The sequence below is a fragment of the Scandinavium sp. genome (assembly GCF_036271055.1).
Lineage (GTDB): Bacteria > Pseudomonadota > Gammaproteobacteria > Enterobacterales > Enterobacteriaceae > Scandinavium.
This window is the reverse complement of sequence record NZ_DATBBJ010000002.1, coordinates 1-22,620: the sequence shown is the minus strand read 5'-3', so window position 1 is coordinate 22,620 and position 22,620 is coordinate 1. Positions and strand designations below refer to the sequence as shown.

Below are 22,620 nucleotides of genomic sequence, written 5' to 3'. Positions count from 1 at the left end.
CTTAATTCTTAAGTGACGCTATTCGCCAAAGGCGTTTTTAAACCATTCGATCTGATTGCCGGTGAAGGCTACCACATCGAACCGGCAATCCGTAGTCTCAAAGCTCCCATTGTGGCGGGCAAGCCACAAGCGGGCGGTTTGTAATAATTTCGTTTGTTTGCTGCGCGTCACACTGGCGGCTGCACCGCCGTATTGTGCGCTGCTCCGGTAACGGACTTCAACAAACACCGTTACCGAACCGTCTTTCATTATCAGGTCAATTTCGCCGCCGCGTGCACTAACATTGGCGGCGATAAAACGCAGTCCTTTGCCTTCCAGCCAGCGGCGCGCTTGCTGTTCCCACGCGTCGCCGGTCTGTTTACGGCTTAGTTTGCCGGAACCATCTGTCCCTGTTGGTATTTGAGCCATGACAACTTCCTGTTGATCACACAATTCTGATCTGCGGACAGATCGCCGGTATTTCCGTTGAGCTCAAAGCCTGGCATCTGACGCATCTGTGAGAAATGATTCGCCAGCGTCCAGGCATCCACGCCCATCGCGTACAGACGAGCCAGCGAATAATCGTTACGCACTGCGCTCAGCGCCTGCTGCATCAACGCAGGGTTGCTGCCCGCCAGCATCGGAATTTCACTGAATTGCAGACCATCCATTTCCAGACGGAAGTCCGGGCCTGCGGTGCCTTGTGCGCTGCGAGAGCTTGCGTACAACGTCGCCCCACTCTGGCTGCCATTACGCATCGCAATCATCGGCTTGATGTAGGCGATTTCTTCCGGTGTGGCGATGATATACGCCGCATCGACTTTACCGCCGCTGGAGATTTGCGCATCGCTTGGTGGTGCCGGAATAGTCAGATCCCCAATGGTGACGCCTTGCTGCTGTGGCAGGCTGGCGCTGATTGGGCTGCCGGTCAGAGAGATACCTCCGCCGCCGTTCACGTTACCACGCAGTTCATTGGCTGAACCAAATTTCTGCTGCAATACCACGCCGCCGCCGATTTTCTGCCATTCCTGCGCGAACGCGTTAGCGACACGATCGCCGAAAGCACTGCGTGGGGTAAGGATCAGCGGAGATTGTTTGCCCTGATCGTGAATATGATGTGCCGCATCGCGCGCTTCATCTTCCGGGGAAAGTGCGAAGTAGCAAACGTTCACTTTATTCTGCACGTTCTCGGGTTCATTCAGCGCCAGCACGTTCAGGCTGGTATTGCTCTTGGTCAGCGACTCCACGTCATTTTTCAGCAGCGGGCCGACAACAATGGATGCACCGTCCTGCTGTGCTTGCGCGAGGATCTGATCCAACGGCGCGGCAGTGGTGTCATACACTTTGAGTTCGGCAGACGGATTACCCGGCGTAACAGCTACAGCCGGTTGAGCGACAGGCTGTCCTGCGTTCGCTGGATCGGTTGCGGGTGCAGTGCCGTCTGTTTGCTGTGGCGCGGCAACGGGAGCATTGGTTGGCTGAGGTGCAGCGACAGGTGCCGCAGGTTGAACCGTTCCCGGAGCCTGTACCGGCTGAGCCTGAGTGCCGACCGCAGGTTGCGCGTTAGTCAGATCGGTCACTTCTGCCGATGAAGGGCTGACAACGCTGTTGTCCTGAACGTTTGCCGCCTGAGCGGTTTGCTCGGGAACGGCGCTGCCGCTTACCGCGCCAACGCTACTATTTTTAGCAGCTTCAAAACCTTGCTGAATAGTGCGACCAAACACGGCCGCCTGGCCGTTCAACGGCAGCAGCAGGGCGATTTTTTCGGTAGAGGCAGGTTTAAAACTTTGCACGTTAACCAGCTGCGTCGGCAGCATTTTTGCGCCTGGATTCTGCGGGTAACGCGTTTTCCAGTCCTGGATGCCAGCTTTCATCATGTCCGGATCGTTGCGGTTATCAAACCACACGCGCTGGAGATCCAGCCAACCCTGCAACACGTTTTCATCGGCGTTAATCACAAGCGTACCGGCTTGTTCTTTACTCATCGACGAGAGCGCCTGCCAGGTGGCGTCAATATTCTTCTGCTTGTCTTGTGGAGAGGCCAACAGCGGCTCTTGAGCAATCAGTGCGCGCAGCAGCGGCAGTGAGGGCTGACCTTGCTGAGAGACAATCACATCCTGCCAGAAACGGGCCTGTTGATTGGCATCGAGGCTTGCCACGTCAATTTTCGCGAGCATCGCCTGTGCGCCAGCAAAATCTTTCTGCGACAGCTTGATTTCAGGTTCCAGCAGCGACTGTTCCTGACGCTGAGTCGCGTTCAGATCCTGCGGTAACTGACCGTAAAGTTCCAATGCCTGCTGACTCTTGCCTTCTTTCAGCAGTGCACGAATGGCGAGTAATTGCCAGGTGGTCTTGCTATCATCTGAACTTTGCTGCATCTGCTGCAGGTAATAACCGGAATCGGCCTGCGCGCTCCCTTCGAGGTGCGCGGTGCTCTGGTCAGTGCTTTGCTGGGTGCCACAGCCGGCGAAAAGTAACGCTGCCAGCAAAACAGGCAGGCAGCGCGCGGCTTTAGAACGAAGAAATGTTGACGGTACCATAAGTATCCAGTGATATTTTTTTAGCTCAATGCTCAATATTAAATCGGCAATACGGACTAAACAATGAAACAACGCGAAACAGCGGACAATTCTCAGGGGAAGCTCTACATTGTGCCCACACCAATCGGTAATCTTGGTGATATCACCCAACGTGCGTTGGACGTGCTGCAAGCTGTTGACCTCATTGCCGCAGAAGACACTCGCCACACTGGCTTGCTGTTGCAGCATTTTGCTATCAACGCCCGTATGTTTGCCCTGCATGACCATAACGAGCAGCAAAAGGCTGAAACGCTTTTGGCGAAACTGAAAGAGGGGCAAAACATCGCGCTGGTGTCTGATGCTGGCACGCCGTTGATTAACGATCCGGGTTATCACCTGGTGCGTACCTGCCGTGAAGCCAATATCCGCATTGTGCCGCTGCCGGGCCCTTGTGCTGCCATCGCAGCGTTGAGTGCTGCGGGTTTGCCGTCAGATAAATTCTGTTATGAAGGTTTTCTGCCTGCGAAATCCAAAGGCCGCCGTGACGCGTTACGCGCGCTGGAAAACGAACCGCGCACACTGATTTTCTACGAATCCACCCATCGTCTGCTGGAAAGCCTGGAAGACATCACTGCCGTATTGGGGGAATCCCGCTATGTGGTGCTGGCTCGTGAGCTGACCAAAACCTGGGAAACCATCACCGGAGCGCCGGTCGGCGAACTGCTGGCGTGGGTGAAAGAAGACGAAAACCGCCGCAAAGGCGAAATGGTGCTGATCATCGAAGGCCATAAAGCGCAGGAAGAAGATCTCCCCGCCGAAGCCATCCGTACGCTGGCGCTGCTGCAAGCCGAACTTCCGCTGAAAAAAGCCGCCGCTATTGCCGCCGAAATCCACGGCGTGAAGAAAAATGCGCTGTATAAATATGCGCTGGAGCAGCAGGGATAGTGATTTCACTGACTTTCTGAGGGACCGTGTCGGAACAAATGTCGGAATAAATGTCGGAAGAAACAGCGAACTAAAAACTGGCCCGGAGAAATTCCGGGCCGTTTGGTTTAATGCACCGGCATCGCTTCAAACACCAGCGTTTCGAGCGGTTTCAATGTCACCACAACAGCGTTTTTGTAGTCAGCAGGAACAGTATCGTTGCTGCCATACACCGCTTTCATCGTGAAATGTTCCGCCTCTCCTTGTGGAATTTCAAAGTCCTTTTTCAGGTTCAGATAGTACGTCTGTGGTTTATCAGATGGGTTGCGCAGACCCAGAATGGCTTTGTCTTTCGTCCAGGATGCCCAGCCGTACACTTCCAGCGCGGTCGGGTCGCCGCCGACCCAGTGTGTATCCACCAGCACTTTCGTGTTATCTCGTGACCATTTCGCCGCCTGCGCCAGAGTGTCCCACTTCGCTTTGTTCAGCATTGATGGCGTGATGTACAGCTCCTGTAGCTGCGTGCCGGTGGCGAAATAGCTCCAGACCTGATCGGCGAAATCACTGTCGGTTTGCACTTTTTCCAGCCCGTAATAGGCATGCTCAGCGCTAACAATACCGTGATACATCAGCGAATTGAGCGGGAACAGTGGCCCTTTGCGCACGATCGAACGGAAGGTTTCGGCATCGCGATAGGTCATCCATTGTTGCACCGGGGTTCCCGGGCCATACAAGTTGATGTCATCACCCTGACGCCAGATTGAATCGGCATACAGCAGCCACGACGGGCTGGCGTCGGTGCCGGTAGTCAGATTGATAAACAGGTTGTTGCTGGCTTCACGCATGTTGTGCAGCAAAGCAATCGAGGCGTCAAAGTCAGACGCAAATTTGCTGCCTTTAATGTGTGAGTTAGCGTTACCCATCCCGTCCAGCTTGAAGGAGGTGATGTGCTCGTTCTTAATCAGTTTGAGGATTTGTTCGTTGAAGTTCTCGAAATAGCGAGCTCCCGAGAGCGCCAATTTTCCATCGACGGTTTCAAAGCCGTACTCTTTCGCATGGGAAACGCGGATGTCTCGCGGTTTGTTATAGCCGCCCCACGGCGACAACCAGAGGCCAACCGAGCTGTGCAGACTGGCGGCTTTTTCCCTTACCGTGGCAAAACCATGGCTGAACGCCGGACCAAACAGCCATCTGCCGGTACGGTCATCCCAGCCGTCATCCAGCAGGAAACCATCCAGCGGTACGCCACGCCCGGTGATGAATTCTTTGTTCCACTCATCCATACGCCCTAAAACGTCCTGCTCGGTATAGGTGGTGAAAAAGCCAATATCCATCCAGCTGTTGTAGTGCAGATAAGGTTTATACGGGCGCGGACGAACGACCTCAATAAACTGATTCACGCTGCGGCGTAGCTGGTTAGTTTCCGGGAAGGTGCCAAAATAAGTGGTGTAGCTGACTGGGGTTTCCGGCTGGATCGGCGTTTTCAGCTCGACGTTAAGATTGGTGGTGGCTTCATAGGCATAGGTATTGATGATAGGTTTGCCCGGAATAATAAAAAACGAATCGGCAACGATCGGCGAGCTGTTGATTGCACCATCAACAAAAGGTGCCTGAGCCTGCTTTTTGGTCGGGAAGAAAGTGATTTTTGCCACCTCCCGCGCTTTGCCTACTGCGGCGAGCGTGTAATTAATGCTGGCATATTTCCCTTTCACCAGATTGAGCGTCACGGTGACGTTGAAATCAGGGCGCGTATAGTCCACGACAATTGCATCATCCCGCTTTTCAACATGCTTCACCTTAAAGTCAGCGGTGTGAATGACCGTTTCATCTGGCAGCGTCAGGAAGAAAAGTTCCTGTGGGGAAAGCTGGTGGCTGGAAAGCGCATCCTTAATTACCAGCGCCGAGTTCGCATCGTCAAACGAGATGTTGATGTTGTCATTCTTTAGCGCGTTGTTGGCGGCGAATGCGCCTTGTGTGACCAACAACGCGAGTAACGAAACATTGAGCACTTTTTTCATCAGGGTAAGCTCCTTATTTTTAATAAAGGTACAGGCGAATTTATTGTTATTAGCGTTACAGAATACCCAGCGCCGAACTGGCAATAGCCAGTACAAAGGTCACACCGATTAATAACACCGGGTGCGCTTTTTTCACGCGCAGGAGGTAATACATCAGCAGCGTGTAGGCCATCGGTAAAATATTGGGGAAGACTTTGTCAAAGAAGTCCTGTTGCAGCGCGACCTTATGGGTGGCATCTATGGCGAAAGTGGTCACTACATTAATATGCACGTAAGAGGCAATCAGGCCACCGATGACGGTTATCCCGAGAATGGTGGCCGAGCGGGCAATCATCTGTGAGTTTTCCCGCACTTTATCAATTGCCTTTACCCCGACTGAATAGCCAATATGTGTCCAACCGACGCGTAAAAAGAAAATAGCCAGATAGACGGCGAAGAACAAAATAGGGCCGAGCAGATTTCCCTGACTGGCAAAAGAAGAACAAATCCCGGCCATAATCGGCAGTAGCGTAAACCAGAATATGGCATCGCCAATGCCTGCGATCGGCCCAAACAACGCCACTTTCAGGCCCTTGATGGTGCTGCGATCTTCGCCTTTCTCTTCCATTGAGATGAGCAATCCCATCAGGAAGCCCACCAGATTCGGGTGAGTGTTAATAAATTCCAGATTGTCTTTCATGGCAGCACTGAGGCCGGGTTTGTCATTTTTGTAGATTTTCTTGAGCAGCGGCAGCATCGCCCAGGTAAATCCACCGGCCTGCATACGCTCGTAGTTAAAACTGGCCTGTAGCAGCGACGAGCGGAACCCCAGGCGGGTAATATCTTTCTTACTGATTTCAGATCCCATTGCTGTAATCCTCTTCGTCATTTTTACGAGTGTCAGTTGGGGGATGCGCCGCAGCTTTGGCCTTAGCATTGAAAAATTCGTAAACGGCAAAACCAGCACCAAGTACCGCAACGGGCAGGAGGTTATTGACCTGGATATAACAAACAAACAGGAACCCGGCGATCAGATAGGGAATGTATTGCGCTTTAAACATCACCCGCAGCAGCAGGCCAAAACCAACGGCGGGAAGAATGCCACCCGCGACCTCAAAGCCATGCGTCAGCCATCCCGGCATTGCTTTCACCAGCGCCTGCATTGCGCCTTGCGCAAGGTAGGTACAGAGGAAGGCAATCACTGCGTAAGAGCAGGCGACAATCAGCGTGGTTGTCCAGTTGAGCCGGGAAAATGCGGCGGTGTTGGTTTCTTTGGCGTACTTATCCGCTTTGCTCATAAAGAGCGAAAAGGCAGAGTAGAAGAACAAAATCACGTACTGCATCAGCAGGCTAAAGGGGAGCCCCAGGCCAATGGCGGTTTTCGCGTCCACGCCCGTCGACCAGGCAATCACGGTGGTCATCACGCCCGCCATGATGGGGTTTGGCGGTTGCACGCCTCCGGCGGGTGTTAGTCCGGCAAATGCCAGTTCCGTCAAGCCACCGGTAATTAAGCCAATATGAATATCACCCAGAATCGCGCCCGTCAGGGTACATACGATGATGGGACGAAAGAGGAACAGAGCTTCCAGCCAAAAATCAATTCCCAGAATAAAAACAAGGACGGCCAGTGACAGCCCCTGAATAAGCGTTATTTCATGCATTTTATCGCCTCGTCATTTTTAGCGTTGTTGCTTTAAAAAAGAGACTGTCTTTTAATCTGAAATACTTTCTTTGGTGTCTCCCGGCACGTCCTGAATAAACAGATTGATCCCTTTGTTCTGAATAAAACGAAGGTCCGCCAGATCTTTTGCATCGACGTACACTTTGCTGCTGATCTGTTTTTTCCCTTCGGAGAAATGCATATTGCCGACGTTGACGTCTTTCAACGGCACATTGCCCTCGACCAACTTGCGTACCGTGTCAGGCGTGCGGCAAATAAGGAAAATCTTCTGGTGAGGGGCGGCTTTGCTGATGATGTCGATGGTTTTGGCAATGGAGAAAAAACGGATCCCGAAGCCATAGGTTTCGGCGGTGATCCCCATCAGCTTCTGCTGCAATTCATCTTTAGCGACCTCATCATCGACGACAATCAGCAAATTGGCCCCGATGGTTGACGTCCAGGTCACGCCAACCTGGCCATGCACCAGGCGGTTGTCGATTCGGGTGAGAAGGATATTGGGCTGGTTCATAACATCAACTCCGGTTGAATTGCCTATAGAGACAATGGGTTGTCAAGCCTATACGGTCAGAGCACGACCAATTTTTCCTGCCGATCCGCAAACGGCGATTTTATTTCTGACGATTTCTTTCATAGCATTCATGCCAACCCGCATGTAGTAACGCGGATCGTTGCCATCCGGATTCTCGGCGAACCACTCTTTGACCGCAGCGGCGAAGGCGATTTTTAGCTCGGTGGCGACATTCACTTTGCAGACGCCAAGCTCAATGGTGCGACGAACATATTCATCCGGCACATCACTCGCGCCGTGCAAGACCAGTGGGATATCCACCACTTCACGAATTTCTGCCAGCCGCTTAAAGTCGATTTTCGGGCGATGGGTATACAGTCCGTGGGCGGTCCCAATCGCGACCGCCAGGCTGTCGACGCCGGTCAGTTCAACGAAACGTCTGGCTTCCTGCGGATCGGTCAGGAACGCGCTTTCGGCATCCACGCTCATGTCGTCTTCCACACCACCAAGGCGACCCAGTTCAGCCTCGACGCTGCAATCGTTCTGATGGCAGAAGTCGACCACCGATTTCACCAATTTCACGTTGTCGTCAAACGGGGAGTGACTGCCGTCGATCATTGCGCTGCGCACGCCCGCGTTAACTTTACGGCGAATGTCATCGAGAGATTCATGATGATCAAGATGCAGCGCCAGCGGCATGTCGTAGCTGTTGGAATAGGCGTTGCACAGGGCAAAGATCTCTTCCAGCGCGATATGTTTAAAGGTGCCAGGCGTGCCGGCGAGGATCACTGGCGATCGCAGTTCGCTGCACACTTCGAGGATCGCCTGGATAGTCTCGGCGTTATGAATATTGAAGGCAGGGACCGCATAGCCTTTGGCCTGGGCATCCTGCAAAAGATATTTAGTGGAAATAATGCTCATGATGTTTTCTCCTGAGCCAGCCATGGATGAATAACAACGCCCTGCACCACGCGGTTAACGGTGCCGTTAGCGGATGGCGTGTCTGGGGTATTGCCGACGCTAATGGATTGCGTCAGTGCGAAAACCTGCGCGTACATCAGGAAGCAGAACACCTGTTCCATATCGATAAAAGCACGTGAACGCGGCAGCAGAATGTGTGGGCCCGCTTGAATGAGATCGTCTGATTCGGCGGCAATCGCCACCACGCGCATGGCCTGATCATCGCGGCGTAGTTCAGCCAAAAGATCGAGATCGTACTGACGGGTATACGGATGACTGGAGACAAACACCACGATCAGCGTCTGCTCATTGACCAGCGATTTAGGGCCGTGACGAAAACCTGTCGGCGAATCGTAAAACGCCGCCAACTGCCCTGCGGTTAGCTCCAGCACTTTCAGTGCAGATTCACGCGCAGCACCCTGCAAACCGCCGCTACCGAGGTACACAATGCGTTTCCACGGTTCATCGCCAAACACGCTGTGACGGAAATCGCCCAGTGAAGTCAGGATGGTCTGACAACGTTCAGCGACATCACGGAAGGTTTGACTGTTGATCGTCTCTGGCGCAAATACCGCCAGGCAGCTCGCCATCATGGTAGTGATACTGCTGGTCATCGCAAAGCCGCGATCATGTGTTTCAGCAGGCATCAGCAGAGCAAAGGCGTTATCACTGTCGAGTGCGTTCTGATACAGGCTTCCGGCTTCGTTACAGGTAATGGAGAGGTGGTAGCACTCCGGCACAAACTGGTTGGCCAGCTCAACCGCGGCAACGCTTTCCGGGCTGTTGCCGGAGCGGGCAAAGGAGACCAACAGCAGTGGGTGTGCTGCGCTCAGGTAATCCATGGGATTGGTGACCAGATCGGTGGTCGGGATGGCGCTGATGTTCAGCCCGGTATGGCGCGACAGCCACGGCGCAACGATATCACCGATAAATGCAGAGGTGCCTGCGCCAGTCAGGACAATCCGCAGATCCTTTTTCCGCAGCAGCGGGGCAAGAAAATTGTCGAGTGCGGATCGCGTTTTATCGATGTGGTTGAGGGAACGGATCCAGCAGTCAGGCTGCTGGCGGATCTCGGCTTCGGTCCAGGTACCCGTAGCGGAGGCGGTGTTCTTTTCTGGCATAACATATTCCTTAGTCGGGTGAAGTCTACTTCAGACAGACGCTGATAATGCATCGCTGTCTTTCGTTTCGTTTCACTTATTCACTTAAGTCGTTAAATAAAATCTATAGAAAAGAAATTGAAAGTTCAACGAAAGAAAGTGAAATTAATGAGGATCTGTGATCAAAAGCGAAAAGTGTTTTATAAGTAATTGATATAAATGTTAATTAAGTCGGTTGCGTAAAGAGATAGTCACGGAGCGGAAAGAAAAAGAAAGGCCTGTGGAAGTGAGCTCACAGGCCAATGTGGGGCACAATGAAAGGTCTATAGGGGAAGAGCCAGACCCTGAATCCAGATTTTCTGTACATGCAGCCCAGTGTTCAGCGCTATCACATTGGCACGTTTGCCGGGTCTGAGCGAACCCAGTTGGTGGTCGATACCGAGCAACCTGGCGGGGTGAAGTGAGGCCATATGGATAGCGTCTTCTGTGCTGACTCCCGCCAGTTCCACCATGTTACGCACGGCAGCATCAAGCGAGAGCGTGCTCCCCGCCAGGCCACCGGATGCGGTTCGCACAATACCGTTCTGCATTTCCACTTCTGCACCGCACAGCGAATAGCGCCCGTCCGGCATGCCCGCGGCCTGCATCGCATCGGTTATCAGTACCACGCGTTCCTTGGCGCAACAGCCGCATAAACGCAGGGCCGTAGGGTGAACGTGATGACCGTCAGCTATCAGCTCAAGCCAGGCACGAGCGTCGGTCAGTCCTGCGCCGACCATGCCCGGTTCGCGGTGATGCAGACCGGTCATGCCGTTATAGCAATGCACCAGGCCGTCAGCGCCTGCATCGAATGCCGCTCGTGTTTGTTCATAGCTGGCGGCACTGTGGCCCAACATCACCCGAACGCCACGGTGTTTCAAATGACGTATTGCCTGAAGCGCACCCGTTTTTTCCGGTGCCAATGCCACCACCCGCAGCGTATTGCGAGACACCGCGATCAGCGCATCCAGTTCGGTAATTTCCAGTTCGCGAAACAACTCCGGTGGGTGCGCGCCTTTGTTCCGTGGCGTGAAGTAAGGCCCTTCGAGGTAGCTCCCCAGAATTTGTGCTCCCGGACCGCCAGACTGGCAGCGCCGGGCAATGCGTTCCAGCGTGCCGTGAAGGGCCGTCAGTGGGGCCGTGACGGTCGTCGGCAGAAAACTGCCAACGCCTTCGCGGGCTTTATGCATCGCCAGTGCGTCGAGCGTATCCACGGCTTCGTCCATCACGTCTACCCCGGCTCCGCCGTGCACGTGAGTGTCGATATAAGCCGGACACAACAGATCGGCATCACGCGCCGTCACGCCAGTGGGAATAGGCTCGATAGCGGTAATGATGCCGTTTTCGATACGCAGTTGGTGATCGTCCAGCCAGCCGTGCTCACTCAGTAGTCGTCGGGCCGTGAGTCGCGTGGTCATATCCCTTCCTCAACGGGCTTTTCCTCGCGACAGCGCCCCAGCTCATCGACCAGACTCGTCAGCCCGCGATGCCCACACTCCAGTGCCTGCACGCGGAACGTCTCGCTGCTCAAACCTTCACGCTCCAGCGCCATTTCCAGCAGCAGCTGTAAGTTGGTGCCGGTAATCACCTCGCGGCCCGCTTTCTGCATCGCCAGCGTCGAAGCGACGCGAAACGGCGTGCCGCCCAGCAAATCGGTGAGAAACACAATCTCTTCCTGGGGATCCAGAGCATTCACCGCCTGAACCAGCTGTTCGGTCAGCAGGGCGGTGGTGGACGTCTCGGGAAAATCAATGGCAATAAACTGCGACTGCTCGCCAAGGATCTGCTTCATCGCCTTTTCCATTCCGCTGGCAAACCCGCCGTGCCCGGTCAAAATAATGCCTAACATCGCGTACCTCTTTGCTTTTACAGGAAGTGACAGAATTTACCGACCACACCTAACACTACGGTAATGCCGATCAGACGCAGCGGACTCCAGCCACGTCGCACCAGCCAGAACATGCACAGGGTATAAACCAGCGGCAGAAACGCGGGCATCAGCTTGTCGATAACGTCGGTTTGCAGTTTGACCACAGCATCCCCAGCGGTGATTTCCAGCGTGGTGCTCAGGCGAACATACGTTGCCACCAACGCCCCAATCACCGTCATCCCGACAATCGATGCCGCATGGCCGACTTTTTTGGTATTGGCTTTAATCAGCGGTATGGCCGCTACGCCCATTCGGTAAGCGTAATGCGCCAAACCAAAGCGCAGGCCGAGATGCACCACGTTAAACAGCACAATGAACACCACTGCGCCAAGGATCGACCCTTGTAACGCCAGACTTGCGCCAATACCGCCGCAAATTGGCAGCAGCGTAAGCCAGAACATTGCGTCACCGATGCCACCCAGCGGTGCGCCAACCGCTATTTTTGTGCTCTGGATACTGTTGACGTCCTGCTTCGATCGCTCCATCGCCAGGATAATGCCAATGACGAATGTCACCAGGAACGGATGGGTATTGAAGAATCCCATATGGCCTTTCATGGCACGTGCTAAATCGCGCGGGTTGGTATGGATCTTTTTCAGCGCGGGCAGCAAGCCATACAACCAGCCGGAAGCCTGCATACGTTCATAGTTGAAAGAGGCTTGTAACAGCATCGAACGCCAGGCCACACGGTTGATGTCTTTTTTGGTTAACTCCGCTCCGAGCTTTTGATCTTCATAGATATTTTCATTTACCCCGGTCAACAGCGTCTCTTCGCTTTCGGCGACGCTGGGCAGGGTGGTTTGATTAGATGCCATCTTCAAATTCCTCTTTCTGTGCTGTCGGGGCCGTTGGTTCAGGAGATTTTCGCAGCAGATCGATAAGCGCCATAGCCAGTGCCGCAGCGGCAATCGCCAGCACCGGCAGTTTCAGCCAGGCGGCCGCCACGAAGCCAATGATGAAATAAGGGATGTAGACGTTTTTCATCATGATTTTCAGCAGTACGGCGAATCCGATGGCTGGCATGATGCCGCCCGCGACGCCAAGGCCGTCAATCAGACGGGTTGGTAATACGTCAATGGCGGTTTTTGCGTGCTCAGCGCCGAAGTAAATCGGCAGGAATGCGCAGAGAAAATAGAACACCCCGAGCGCGAGCATCGCCAGATAGTTCACCCGCTCAATGCCTTTCACGTCGGCGTTCGCCGCCATGCGGTCACAGCGGGACATCACGCCAGACATGACTGAGAACAGGAAGGTGATCCCCATTTGTACGGCTACGGCGAACGGTACTGCAACGCCCACAGCCACTTCAGGTTTCACGCCGGTAGAGATGGCAAAAGCGGTGCCGACAATGGTGCCGATAATCACATTCGGCGGCTGCGCACCCGCTAACGGTGCGAGGCCCATCCAGACCAGCTCCAGTGTCCCACCGGTCAGGATCCCGGTATGCAGGTCACCCAAAACCAGACCGACCAGCGGTCCGAGTACCACCGGGCGGTGCATATGCGTTAACCCGTTGAACATATCCAGACCTGCGATAAAGGCGAGAATGCCTAACGCAAAAGCCTGCAATAGACTGATTTCCATTGTGAATCCCTCAGAGCAGTTTAAAGAGATCCAAAGCGGGTTCCGTTGGTACGCCCTGAACAAAGCATTCCACCCCGGCGGCTTTTAACCCCCTGAAAGCGGCGATGTCGTTGGCATCGACGGAGACCGTTTTGGCAATTTGTTGTTTGCCATTGGCGAAGTGCATGTTTCCTACATTGATACGTGTTACCGGCACGCCACCGTCAACCAGCTTCAGGAAGTCGGCGGGAGACTTGCAGACCAGTAAAATTTTCTGCCGATCAGCGGCGCGGTGGATGTTGTCGATAATTTTTTGCAGCGACCAGAAGCGCACGGCAATGCCTTCCGCCAGCACCATTTCCATCAGGTTTTGCTGAATCGGATCCTCAGCCACCTCATCGTTCGCCACCAGTACCAGATTTGCTCCGGCGAACCCGACCCATTGCACGCCGACCTGCCCATGGATCAATCGCTCATCAATACGGCTTAACACAATGTTTGGCATAGTATTTTCCTCTTTGTTGTTATGCGTTATGGGATGACTCGCCCTGACAGGCCACGTGATACTGGCGCAGTATGTCCTGGATATGATCGACGATGAGTTCTCTCGGCGTAGCATTGAGAGCGCCCTCGCGAACTTTTATGTACTGCAACGGTAAATACTGACTGATGAGCGGCAGTGGGATCGGATCGTCGGCAAGATTGCGGACCAGCCTTTCAAACGCTTCATCGATTTGGCTGTCCGGCCAGTAGTAGCGAACGCGGTCTGAATAGCTGTAGCCGCGTGCCAGTCGGCGGGTGTGGCTATCGCCGTGATAGTGACTCTGCCAGTATTCCGGACGATCGAGCATTACACTTTCCAGCACCTGGCGCAGGCCAGAACAGGCTTTTGCGGCAAGCAGCTCTTCTTCAATCGCCGCGAGTGAGAACAGGGCTTCGCGTAACGCAAAGGTCAGCGCCGGGCCGACTTTCAGAATGGCAAAATGATCTTTCACCAGTCGGCGCAGCGCCTGTGGCGTCTGGTAATCGGTGGAGTGTGCCTCGAACACAAGATTGTCGAAGGCTTCGACCATTGCGCTCAACGCCACGGCTTTTTGCGGGTTATAGTCGATAATGTGGGTGTGATCGAATTCGACACCGGGCTGAACGACCAGCCCAATAATGCGCGGCCAGAGGCCATTCAGCCCTTTTTTTTCAAAGGCATGGCGGTGAGCTTCCAAAGTGGCCCGTGCGGCATCTGGGGTGGTGACTTTCAGTTCGGTCAGCGTTTCGTGCGCGCCGCCGGGGACCGGTACTTCAGTGCCAATCACGTACACCAAATCAGATTCACCAAAGTGCTCACTGCAAGTTTGCTCGGCGATTTTTGCCAGACGGGCGGCGCGCTCCGCTACGATCTCGTCGGTTAGTGGAACAGGATCACCCTGACAGGACATACTGCAATCGAGGTGGATCTTTTTAAACCCGGCTGCAACATAGCTTCTTATAAGTTCGTCAGCGTTAGCCATTGCTTCGTCTGCAGGTAAATTTTGCCAGCGATTCGGCCCCAGATGGTCCCCTCCGAGGATCAGCTGTGATTGGGGAAACTGGAATTTGTCGGCGAGTTGAAATACAAAACCGCGAAAATCGGCAGGCGTCATGCCGGTATAACCGCCAAATTGATCCACCTGATTGGAGGTAGCTTCTATCAGCAGTGGCGAATGTTGTGCACGGGCGTAGCGAAGAGCGGCTTCAAGGACCAGTGGATGTGCGGAGCAGACGGCGTATATCCCGTTGTTGTTTCCCCGCTTATGCTGTTCCACCATTTCTGATAGATGTTTCACTTTCCTCTCCATTTTGGATGGTTATGGCTTTTATCTTTCGTTTTGTTTCAATTAATCCTGCATCATGCGGCTATAAAAATAAAATGAAAGATAATGGTTTTCCGATCTGTTTCACAAAAGAAACATAATGAAAGGTTTCAGCGGCGGAGTGGTCCGTCCACAAAGGACTTGAGGGGCTTGCATTCCGACAAAAGAAAGGCGTTAATAGTTAAAACGAAATGAAACGAAAGTTTTTATTAAAGGAGCTCTTATGAGCAGCAGCGATGTATCCGCGGAAAAACGCATTAGCGGGACCAGCGAAAGGCGTGAGCAGATTATCCAGCGGTTGCGACAGCAGGGAAGCGTGCAGGTGAACGATCTTTCTGCCGCGTTCGGCGTCTCTACGGTGACTATCCGTAACGATCTGGCCTTTCTCGAAAAACAAGGGATCGCCGTGCGGGCCTATGGCGGTGCGTTAATCTGCGATGGCAACGCCCCTGAACCGTCGGTAGAAGACAAAAGTGCCCTCAATACTGGTGTTAAACGTAGCATTGCCCAAGCTGCCGTTGCGCTCATTAAATCCGGTCACCGCATTATTCTCGATTCTGGCACCACGACGTATGAAATTGCCCGTCTGCTGCGCCAGCATTCTGATGTCATTGTCATGACCAATGGTATGAACGTTGCCAACGCATTGCTGGAAGCCGATGGGGTCGAGTTGTTGATGACCGGTGGGCATCTACGTCGCCAGTCGCAGTCTTTTTATGGCGATCAGGCCGAGCAGTCTTTGCAGAATTACCATTTCGATATGCTGTTCCTTGGCGTGGATGCTATCGATTTGGATCGGGGCGTGAGTACACATAATGAAGACGAGGCGCGTCTGAACCGAAAGATGTGTGAAGTGGCTGAGCGAATCGTTGTGGTGACGGATTCCAGCAAGTTTAATCACTCAAGCTTGCACAAAATTATTGATACCCAACGTATTGATATGATTATCGTTGATGAGGCTATTCCGCAGGATAGCCTTGAAGGGCTGCGCAAAGCCGGTGTTGATGTGATTTTAGTGAAACACTGATAATTCCCCCTCTCCGTGAAGGAGAGGGGAAGCGGAAAATCACGTCACCGGAGCCGGGTTAAACACTGCCAGTTGGTTGTGCAACCCCCACTGATCGGAAAACGTTTTTTTGTGCCCGCTCGCGACGTCGAGAATAAAGTGGAACAGTTTCCAGCCGACGTCTTCAATCGTTTCTTCGCCAGTCGCAATCGTCCCCGCGTTGATATCCATTAAGTCATACCAGCGGTTTGCCAGTTCAGTGCGCGTCGCCATCTTGATGACCGGGACAGCCATCAGACCGTAAGGTGTTCCGCGGCCGGTGGTGAACACCTGCACGGTGATCCCGGAGGCGACTTGTTGCGTGCCGCAGACAAAATCGCTGGCGGGAGTGGCAGCGTAAATCAGGCCGCGCTTTGTCGGGCGCTGGCCGGGCGAAAGCACTTCGACAATCGCGCTTTGCCCTGATTTGGCAATGGAGCCGAGCGCTTTTTCAACTACGTTCGCGAGACCGCCTTTTTTATTGCCAGGTGAAGGGTTAGCACTGCGATCAGTTTTGCCCATATCGAGATAGTTATCATACCAGGCCATCTCCTCCAGTAAGCGCTTACCAACCTCTTCGTTGATGACCCGCGGGGTTAGCAGGTGAATGGCGTCGCGCACTTCGGTCACTTCGGAGAACATGACCGTTGCGCCGCAGCGCACCAGTAAATCAGATGCATAACCCACCGCAGGGTTCGCGGTCACGCCTGAAAACGCATCGCTGCCGCCGCATTGCATGCCGACCACCAGTTCGGAAGCCGGACAAGTTTCGCGCTGGCGTTGGTTGAGTTTCACCAGATGGCGTTCGGCGACCAGCAAAATATCGTCAACCATGGAGCGGAAGCCGACATGGTGTTCGTCCTGTAAACGCACGATGCTGGCGCTGTCTACCGGAATGGCCTGCACGTCTTCGGTGCCCTGCAACAGACGTTCTGGCTGGAGTTTTTCACAGCCGAGACCCACAACCATCACTTCGCCGCCGAAATTAGGGTTCAGGGCGAGATTATGAATAGTGCGAATCGGCACGATAGCGGCCGGAGCGTTAATCGCCACGCCGCAACCGTAAAGATGATTGAGGCCGACAACGCCATCGACGTTCGGGTATTTGGGCAGTAAATCGCGTTCGATGATTTTGACGACGTAATCCACGACGCCCGCCACGCAATGTACGCTGGTGGTGATGCCGAGCAGGTTTTTGCTGCCAACGCTGCCATCGGCATTACGATAGCCTTCGAAAGTGTAGCCTTCGAGTGGTGGCAGCGGTTCCGGCACGCGAGTGGCTAATGGCAGGGTTTCCAGCGGCGGTGCTTTTGGCAGTTCGACGGTGGATTCATCAATCCAGCTGCCTTTCACAATGTCGCGTACGGCGAAGCCGATCACTTCGCCATAGCGCACGATCTCGCCGTGATGTGGAATATCCACTAAAGCGACTTTGTGTCCTTGCGGAATATGTTCAATCAGCGTCAGACCATCCGCAAAACGTGTTCCGGCTTTTAATCCATTATCATTGACAATAATGGCGACATTATCAGTGTCATGCACTTTTATATAAAACGGCTGCGGCGACGATTGTCGGATTTCGATATCTGCCATTGTCCAGTATTCTCCAGCAAGAAAGATGTTGAAGCGAAATAAAACTAAAAAGGAATCTGGAATAAAGCATGTCAGGTGTTCTGGCCTGATAATGTGATGCAGATCACCTTCTGCCGCCAGCCCTTATGCAGGAAGGTGAGCAAAAGTAGATTCTGTGTAGCAGCGCCCATCGTTATGTGCAGATGCCATAAAAGAAATGAGCGAAGTTTGTTTATATTGTCATATTGCACAATGTGCATTCCTCGGTGCTTATTTATACTGAATCGCAATTTCATTGTTTCTGCTTCTCTAAATAACGGTTAAGCAGAACGAAAATACCCTACACAATAAAAATAAGAATGCCCTGTACCCGAGGATAATAATATGATGCTGGACAGTGCTGTTGAATCAAAAAGAGGAATGAATACCCGATATTTAATTCTGCTGATTATATTTATTGTTACCGCTGTTAACTATGCTGACCGCGCCACGCTGTCGATAGCGGGGACTGAAGTGGCGAAAGAGCTTCATCTCAGCGCGGTTTCAATGGGGTACATTTTCTCTGCATTTGGCTGGTCTTATCTGCTGATGCAAATTCCTGGCGGCTGGTTGCTGGATAAGTTCGGCTCGAAAAAAGTATACAGCTACAGTCTGTTTTTCTGGTCGCTATTCACCTTCCTGCAAGGCTTTGTCGATGTCTTCCCGCTGGCATGGGCCGGGATCTCTATGTTCTTTATGCGCTTTATGCTCGGCTTTTCTGAAGCGCCGTCGTTTCCGGCTAACGCGCGTATTGTCGCGGCCTGGTTCCCGACCAAAGAGCGCGGCACGGCCTCGGCTATTTTCAACTCGGCACAATATTTTTCCCTCGCACTGTTTTCGCCACTGCTAGGCTGGCTGACGTTCGCCTGGGGCTGGGAGCATGTGTTTACGGTCATGGGCGTGATCGGTTTTGTTCTGACCGCGCTGTGGGTCAAGCTTATCCATAACCCGACCGACCATCCGCGAATGAGCGAACAGGAGTTGAAATACATCTCCGAAGGCGGCGCGGTGGTGGATATGGACCATAAAAAAGCTGGTGCGGTCACCAGCGGCCCGAAAATGCATTACATCAAACAATTACTGACTAATCGCATGATGCTCGGCGTGTTCTTCGGGCAATACTTTATCAACACCATTACGTGGTTTTTCCTTACCTGGTTTCCAATTTATCTGGTGCAGGACAAAGGGATGTCGATCCTGAAAGTCGGGTTTGTGGCATCGATTCCGGCGTTGTGTGGTTTTGCTGGTGGCGTGCTGGGTGGCGTGTTCTCGGATGCGCTCATTAAACGCGGTCACTCTATTACCGTGGCGCGTAAGGTCCCGATTGTGCTGGGAATGTTACTCGCATCGACGATTATCCTGTGCAATTACACCGATAATACTGCGCTGGTGGTGACCCTGATGGCGCTGGCCTTTTTCGGCAAAGGCTTCGGTGCGCTAGGCTGGCCGGTGATTTCCGATACCGCGCCCAAAGAGATTGTCGGTCTGTGTGGCGGCGTATTTAACGTCTTCGGCAATGTCGCCTCCATCGTCACTCCGCTGGTGATTGGCTACCTGGTGAGCGAGCTGCACTCGTTCAACGCAGCGCTGATTTTCGTTGGCTGCTCAGCCCTGATGGCGATGGTCTGCTACCTGTTTGTGGTAGGCGACATTAAACGTATGGAACTGCAGAAATAAGAAAGGTAGAGATAATGACTGACCCGATCTTCCCGAATAAATTCAAGGCAGCACTTGCCGAACAGCAGATTCAGATTGGCTGTTGGTCAGCGCTCGCTAACCCGATTAGCACCGAAGTACTTGGGCTTGCTGGTTTCGACTGGCTGGTGCTGGACGGCGAACACGCCCCGAACGACATCACCACTTTCATTCCACAACTGATGGCGCTCAAAGGCAGTCCGAGTGCGGCGGTGGTTCGTGTGCCGACCAACGAGCCGGTCATTATCAAACGTCTGCTGGATATCGGTTTCTATAACTTCCTGATCCCGTTTGTTGAAACCAAAGAAGAGGCCGCGCTAGCTGTGGCATCCACGCGCTACCCGCCGGAAGGCATTCGCGGCGTGTCGGTTTCGCATCGCGCCAACATGTTCGGCACCGTGCCGGACTACTTCGCGCAGTCGAACAAAAATATCTCCATTCTGGTGCAGATTGAAAGTCAGACCGGGGTGGATAACGTCGATGCCATTGCGGCCACGGACGGTGTGGACGGTATTTTCGTCGGCCCGAGCGACCTGGCAGCAGCACTCGGACATTTGGGCAACGCGTCTCATCCGGAAGTGCAGAAATGTATTCAGCATATTTTCGCCCGCGCTAAGGCGCACGGTAAACCGAGCGGCATTTTGGCTCCCGTCGAAGCGGACGCCCGCCGTTATCTGGAATGGGGCGCGACCTTTGTTGCGGTTGGCAGCGATCTCGGTGTGTTCCGTTCCGCTACGCAAAAACTGGCTGACGCCTTCAAAAAATGATCACCACCGTAATTGAGAAGGAATAAATGATGACGATGAAAGTGGGCTTTATTGGCCTGGGCATTATGGGCAAACCAATGAGCAAAAACCTGCTGAAAGCGGGTTATTCGCTGGTGGTGTCAGACCACAATGCAGAAGCTGTGGCGGAAGTGATCGCTTTAGGCGCGGAAGCGGCGAGTACCGCAAAAGACATCGCTGAGCAGTGCGATGTGATCATCACCATGCTGCCTAACTCACCGCATGTGAAAGAAGTGGCGCTGGGCGAAAACGGCATTATTGACGGCGCGAAACCGGGCACAGTGCTGATTGATATGAGCTCTATCGCTCCGCTCGCAAGCCGTGAAATCAGCGAAGCGTTGCAGGCTAAAGGCGTGGCGATGCTGGATGCGCCGGTCAGCGGCGGCGAACCGAAAGCTATCGACGGCACGCTGTCGGTCATGGTCGGTGGCGACAAAGCCATTTTTGACCGCTATTACGATTTGCTGAAAACAATGGCTGGTTCTGTCGTGCATACCGGTGAAATCGGCGCGGGCAACGTCACTAAGCTGGCGAATCAGGTGATTGTGGCGCTGAACATTGCGGCTATGTCAGAAGCGTTGACGCTGGCGACCAAAGCGGGCGTTAACCCGGATCTGGTGTATCAGGCGATTCGTGGTGGTCTGGCGGGCAGCACGGTGCTGGATGCCAAAGCACCAATGGTGATGGACCGTAATTTTAAGCCTGGCTTCCGCATCGATCTGCATATTAAAGATCTGGCAAATGCGCTGGACACCTCACACGGCGTTGGTGCGCAATTGCCACTGACCGCTGCGGTAATGGAGATGATGCAGGCGCTGCGTGCCGATGGGCTGGGTACTGCCGATCACAGCGCGCTGGCGTGCTACTACGAAAAACTGGCGAAAGTGGAAATCACTCGCTAATGGCATCATGCCCGGTGGCGCTTCGCTGACCGGGCGGACAAGATGGGCCGGATAAATAAATTCGGCGGCATGCGGTAACAGGCAACGCACTATGAAAATCGTCATCGCACCAGATTCATACAAAGAAAGTCTTTCGGCAGCAGACGTGGCACAGGCCATTGAACAGGGATTCAGGGAGATTTTCCCTGATGCGCAGTATGTCAAAGTCCCGGTCGCCGACGGGGGCGAGGGAACCGTCGAAGCGATGATTGCTGCCACTCAGGGCATGGCGAAAATGTCCCGCGTGACAGGCCCGCTGGGCGAGCAGGTGGACGCAATGTGGGGCATGTCCGGCGATGGTACAACGGCTTTTATCGAAATGGCGGCGGCGAGTGGCCTGGCGTTAGTTCCTGCGGCACAGCGTAATCCGCTGCAAACGACCTCACGCGGTACAGGCGAACTGATTTTGCAGGCGCTGGAACACGGCGCGAAAAATATCATTATCGGTATTGGCGGCAGCGCTACGAATGACGGCGGTGCAGGGATGATGCAGGCACTGGGCGCTCGTTTATCTGACGCGAATGGGAAAGATATTTTGCCCGGTGGCGCGGGGCTGATAAGCCTCAATAGCATTGATATTTCGTCGCTGGACCCCCGTTTGGCGAGTTGCACGTTGCGAGTGGCTTGCGATGTGACTAATCCATTAACCGGGGAGCTTGGCGCATCGCGCGTCTTCGGCCCTCAGAAAGGCGCTACCGAAGCGATGATCGTCGAACTTGATCGTAACCTTGCGCATTACGCTGAGGTCATTAAAAAATCGCTGCGTATCGATGTGATGAATGTGCCGGGAGCGGGTGCTGCTGGCGGTATGGGGGCGGCGTTGATGGCGTTTCTCGGCGCGGAGCTGCGCAGCGGCATTGAGATTGTCACTCAGGCGCTAAATCTTGAAGAGCACATCCACGACTGCACTCTCGTGGTGACCGGCGAAGGCCGTATCGACAGTCAAAGCATTCACGGAAAAGTGCCGGTGGGCGTGGCGAAAGTGGCGAAAAAATATCATAAGCCGGTGATTGGTATCGCCGGATGCCTGACGGCAGATGTTGGTGTAGTGCATCAACACGGTATTGATGCAGTGTTCAGCGTGTTGACACAAATCGGTACATTAGAGGAAGCGTTTCGCGGTGCATTCGACAATATTCAGCGCGCCTCCCGCAATGTGGCCGCGACGCTGCGCGTAGGGATGCAGATCGAAGGGTGACATGGCACGGCAAACCCTCTATACTTCGCGCCGAAGCTGACCAGACAGTCGCCGCTTCGTCGTCGTCCTCTTTCGGGGGGAGACGGGCGGAGGGGAGGAAAGTCCGGGCTCCATAGGGCAGGGTGCCAGGTAACGCCTGGGGGGGAAACCCACGACCAGTGCAACAGAGAGCAAACCGCCGATGGCCCGCGCAAGCGGGATCAGGTAAGGGTGAAAGGGTGCGGTAAGAGCGCACCGCGCGACTGGCAACAGTTCGTGGCACGGTAAACTCCACCCGGAGCAAGGCCAAATAGGGGTT

21 protein-coding genes and 1 other RNA gene are annotated in these 22,620 nt (G+C 53.8%); 7 read left to right on the top strand and 15 right to left on the bottom strand.

The window, feature by feature from the left end; translation table 11 throughout:
• Positions 1 to 18 precede the first annotated feature (18 nt).
• Positions 19 to 408 (bottom strand): YraN family protein, encoded by a 390-nt coding sequence (locus VH187_RS00125; RefSeq protein WP_329699477.1) that lies wholly within the window; start codon positions 406 to 408, stop codon positions 19 to 21.
• The gene (locus tag VH187_RS00120) at positions 366 to 2,519 is read right to left on the bottom strand and encodes a penicillin-binding protein activator (RefSeq protein ID WP_329699476.1); all 2,154 of its coding nucleotides are present in this window, start codon (positions 2,517 to 2,519) and stop codon (positions 366 to 368) included. Before VH187_RS00120 ends, VH187_RS00125 begins: the two co-directional genes overlap by 43 nt.
• A 63-nt stretch (positions 2,520 to 2,582) precedes the next feature.
• Here VH187_RS00120 and rsmI point away from each other — a divergent pair, with 63 nt between their 5' ends.
• Entirely contained in the window at positions 2,583 to 3,443 is an 861-nt protein-coding gene (gene rsmI, locus VH187_RS00115) for a 16S rRNA (cytidine(1402)-2'-O)-methyltransferase (RefSeq protein ID WP_329699475.1), read from the top strand.
• Between the two features lie 107 nt (positions 3,444 to 3,550).
• On the opposite strand, the gene VH187_RS00110 is transcribed toward rsmI, so the two are convergent.
• From VH187_RS00110 to kbaZ, 12 genes are all read right to left on the bottom strand, one after another.
• Positions 3,551 to 5,440, bottom strand: coding sequence for an alpha-galactosidase (locus VH187_RS00110; RefSeq protein ID WP_329699474.1), 1,890 nt, complete (start codon positions 5,438 to 5,440; stop codon positions 3,551 to 3,553).
• A 55-nt stretch (positions 5,441 to 5,495) separates the two neighbouring features.
• Positions 5,496 to 6,287, bottom strand: coding sequence for a PTS galactosamine transporter subunit IID (agaD, locus tag VH187_RS00105; protein WP_329699473.1), 792 nt, complete (start codon positions 6,285 to 6,287; stop codon positions 5,496 to 5,498).
• Positions 6,277 to 7,080, bottom strand: coding sequence for a PTS galactosamine transporter subunit IIC (gene agaC, locus VH187_RS00100; protein ID WP_329699472.1), 804 nt, complete (start codon positions 7,078 to 7,080; stop codon positions 6,277 to 6,279). The genes agaD and agaC overlap by 11 nt, the downstream gene beginning before the upstream one ends.
• Positions 7,081 to 7,131: 51 nt before the next feature.
• Positions 7,132 to 7,608 carry a PTS galactosamine transporter subunit IIB gene (agaB, locus tag VH187_RS00095; protein WP_329699471.1) on the bottom strand — a complete coding sequence of 159 codons (477 nt, stop codon included), beginning with the start codon at positions 7,606 to 7,608 and terminating at the stop codon, positions 7,132 to 7,134.
• Between the two features lie 48 nt (positions 7,609 to 7,656).
• Positions 7,657 to 8,529 carry a tagatose-bisphosphate aldolase subunit KbaY gene (gene kbaY, locus VH187_RS00090; protein WP_329699470.1) on the bottom strand — a complete coding sequence of 291 codons (873 nt, stop codon included), beginning with the start codon at positions 8,527 to 8,529 and terminating at the stop codon, positions 7,657 to 7,659.
• Complete coding sequence (locus VH187_RS00085) at positions 8,526 to 9,689, bottom strand: SIS domain-containing protein (protein ID WP_329699469.1); 1,164 nt, start codon at positions 9,687 to 9,689, stop codon at positions 8,526 to 8,528. Before VH187_RS00085 ends, kbaY begins: the two co-directional genes overlap by 4 nt.
• Before the next feature lie 302 nt (positions 9,690 to 9,991).
• Positions 9,992 to 11,125: an N-acetylglucosamine-6-phosphate deacetylase gene (nagA, locus tag VH187_RS00080; protein WP_329699468.1), complete on the bottom strand. Its 1,134-nt coding sequence runs from the start codon at positions 11,123 to 11,125 to the stop codon at positions 9,992 to 9,994.
• Entirely contained in the window at positions 11,122 to 11,556 is a 435-nt protein-coding gene (agaF, locus tag VH187_RS00075) for a PTS galactosamine/N-acetylgalactosamine transporter subunit IIA (RefSeq protein WP_329699467.1), read from the bottom strand. Before agaF ends, nagA begins: the two co-directional genes overlap by 4 nt.
• A 17-nt stretch (positions 11,557 to 11,573) precedes the next feature.
• Entirely contained in the window at positions 11,574 to 12,452 is an 879-nt protein-coding gene (gene agaE / locus VH187_RS00070; protein ID WP_329699466.1) for a PTS N-acetylgalactosamine transporter subunit IID, read from the bottom strand.
• Positions 12,442 to 13,221, bottom strand: coding sequence for a PTS N-acetylgalactosamine transporter subunit IIC (gene agaW / locus VH187_RS00065; protein WP_329699465.1), 780 nt, complete (start codon positions 13,219 to 13,221; stop codon positions 12,442 to 12,444). Before agaW ends, agaE begins: the two co-directional genes overlap by 11 nt.
• Positions 13,222 to 13,231: 10 nt before the next feature.
• Positions 13,232 to 13,705 carry a PTS N-acetylgalactosamine transporter subunit IIB gene (gene agaV, locus VH187_RS00060; RefSeq protein WP_329699464.1) on the bottom strand — a complete coding sequence of 158 codons (474 nt, stop codon included), beginning with the start codon at positions 13,703 to 13,705 and terminating at the stop codon, positions 13,232 to 13,234.
• A gap of 19 nt (positions 13,706 to 13,724) precedes the next feature.
• A complete protein-coding gene (gene kbaZ / locus VH187_RS00055; protein WP_329699463.1) occupies positions 13,725 to 15,020 on the bottom strand; it encodes a tagatose-bisphosphate aldolase subunit KbaZ in 1,296 nt (431 codons plus the stop codon).
• 250 nt (positions 15,021 to 15,270) lie between these two features.
• Here kbaZ and VH187_RS00050 point away from each other — a divergent pair, with 250 nt between their 5' ends.
• On the top strand, positions 15,271 to 16,074 hold the full coding sequence (locus VH187_RS00050) for a DeoR family transcriptional regulator (RefSeq protein ID WP_329699462.1): 804 nt from the start codon (positions 15,271 to 15,273) through the stop codon (positions 16,072 to 16,074).
• Between the two features lie 39 nt (positions 16,075 to 16,113).
• Here the strand turns inward: VH187_RS00050 and garD are convergent, their stop codons facing one another.
• On the bottom strand, positions 16,114 to 17,685 hold the full coding sequence (gene garD / locus VH187_RS00045; RefSeq protein WP_329699461.1) for a galactarate dehydratase: 1,572 nt from the start codon (positions 17,683 to 17,685) through the stop codon (positions 16,114 to 16,116).
• A 363-nt stretch (positions 17,686 to 18,048) separates the two neighbouring features.
• On the opposite strand from garD, the gene VH187_RS00040 reads away from it, so the two are divergent.
• From VH187_RS00040 to rnpB, 5 genes are all read left to right on the top strand, one after another.
• Positions 18,049 to 19,380, top strand: coding sequence for an MFS transporter (locus VH187_RS00040; protein ID WP_329699460.1), 1,332 nt, complete (start codon positions 18,049 to 18,051; stop codon positions 19,378 to 19,380).
• A 14-nt stretch (positions 19,381 to 19,394) separates the two neighbouring features.
• Complete coding sequence (gene garL / locus VH187_RS00035; RefSeq protein WP_414713890.1) at positions 19,395 to 20,165, top strand: 2-dehydro-3-deoxyglucarate aldolase; 771 nt, start codon at positions 19,395 to 19,397, stop codon at positions 20,163 to 20,165.
• Positions 20,166 to 20,194: 29 nt separating this feature from the next.
• On the top strand, positions 20,195 to 21,085 hold the full coding sequence (garR, locus tag VH187_RS00030; RefSeq protein ID WP_329699490.1) for a 2-hydroxy-3-oxopropionate reductase: 891 nt from the start codon (positions 20,195 to 20,197) through the stop codon (positions 21,083 to 21,085).
• A 91-nt stretch (positions 21,086 to 21,176) separates the two neighbouring features.
• Entirely contained in the window at positions 21,177 to 22,322 is a 1,146-nt protein-coding gene (garK, locus tag VH187_RS00025; RefSeq protein ID WP_329699459.1) for a glycerate 2-kinase, read from the top strand.
• Between the two features lie 32 nt (positions 22,323 to 22,354).
• Positions 22,355 to 22,620, top strand: an RNA gene (gene rnpB / locus VH187_RS00020) — RNase P RNA component class A; the annotation flags it as partial.

Excerpts from the sequence above, each read along its gene's own strand:
- VH187_RS00125 (WP_329699477.1), bottom strand. The coding sequence starts at position 408 with ATGGCTCAAATACCAACAGGGACAGATGGTTCCGGCAAACTAAGCCGT.
- VH187_RS00120 (WP_329699476.1), bottom strand. The coding sequence starts at position 2,519 with ATGGTACCGTCAACATTTCTTCGTTCTAAAGCCGCGCGCTGCCTGCCT.
- rsmI (WP_329699475.1), top strand. The coding sequence starts at position 2,583 with ATGAAACAACGCGAAACAGCGGACAATTCTCAGGGGAAGCTCTACATT.
- VH187_RS00110 (WP_329699474.1), bottom strand. The coding sequence starts at position 5,440 with ATGAAAAAAGTGCTCAATGTTTCGTTACTCGCGTTGTTGGTCACACAA.
- agaD (WP_329699473.1), bottom strand. The coding sequence starts at position 6,287 with ATGGGATCTGAAATCAGTAAGAAAGATATTACCCGCCTGGGGTTCCGC.
- agaC (WP_329699472.1), bottom strand. The coding sequence starts at position 7,080 with ATGCATGAAATAACGCTTATTCAGGGGCTGTCACTGGCCGTCCTTGTT.
- agaB (WP_329699471.1), bottom strand. The coding sequence starts at position 7,608 with ATGAACCAGCCCAATATCCTTCTCACCCGAATCGACAACCGCCTGGTG.
- kbaY (WP_329699470.1), bottom strand. The coding sequence starts at position 8,529 with ATGAGCATTATTTCCACTAAATATCTTTTGCAGGATGCCCAGGCCAAA.
- VH187_RS00085 (WP_329699469.1), bottom strand. The coding sequence starts at position 9,689 with ATGCCAGAAAAGAACACCGCCTCCGCTACGGGTACCTGGACCGAAGCC.
- nagA (WP_329699468.1), bottom strand. The coding sequence starts at position 11,125 with ATGACCACGCGACTCACGGCCCGACGACTACTGAGTGAGCACGGCTGG.
- agaF (WP_329699467.1), bottom strand. The coding sequence starts at position 11,556 with ATGTTAGGCATTATTTTGACCGGGCACGGCGGGTTTGCCAGCGGAATG.
- agaE (WP_329699466.1), bottom strand. The coding sequence starts at position 12,452 with ATGGCATCTAATCAAACCACCCTGCCCAGCGTCGCCGAAAGCGAAGAG.
- agaW (WP_329699465.1), bottom strand. The coding sequence starts at position 13,221 with ATGGAAATCAGTCTATTGCAGGCTTTTGCGTTAGGCATTCTCGCCTTT.
- agaV (WP_329699464.1), bottom strand. The coding sequence starts at position 13,705 with ATGCCAAACATTGTGTTAAGCCGTATTGATGAGCGATTGATCCATGGG.
- VH187_RS00050 (WP_329699462.1), top strand. The coding sequence starts at position 15,271 with ATGAGCAGCAGCGATGTATCCGCGGAAAAACGCATTAGCGGGACCAGC.
- garD (WP_329699461.1), bottom strand. The coding sequence starts at position 17,685 with ATGGCAGATATCGAAATCCGACAATCGTCGCCGCAGCCGTTTTATATA.
- VH187_RS00040 (WP_329699460.1), top strand. The coding sequence starts at position 18,049 with ATGATGCTGGACAGTGCTGTTGAATCAAAAAGAGGAATGAATACCCGA.
- garL (WP_414713890.1), top strand. The coding sequence starts at position 19,395 with ATGACTGACCCGATCTTCCCGAATAAATTCAAGGCAGCACTTGCCGAA.
- garR (WP_329699490.1), top strand. The coding sequence starts at position 20,195 with ATGACGATGAAAGTGGGCTTTATTGGCCTGGGCATTATGGGCAAACCA.
- garK (WP_329699459.1), top strand. The coding sequence starts at position 21,177 with ATGAAAATCGTCATCGCACCAGATTCATACAAAGAAAGTCTTTCGGCA.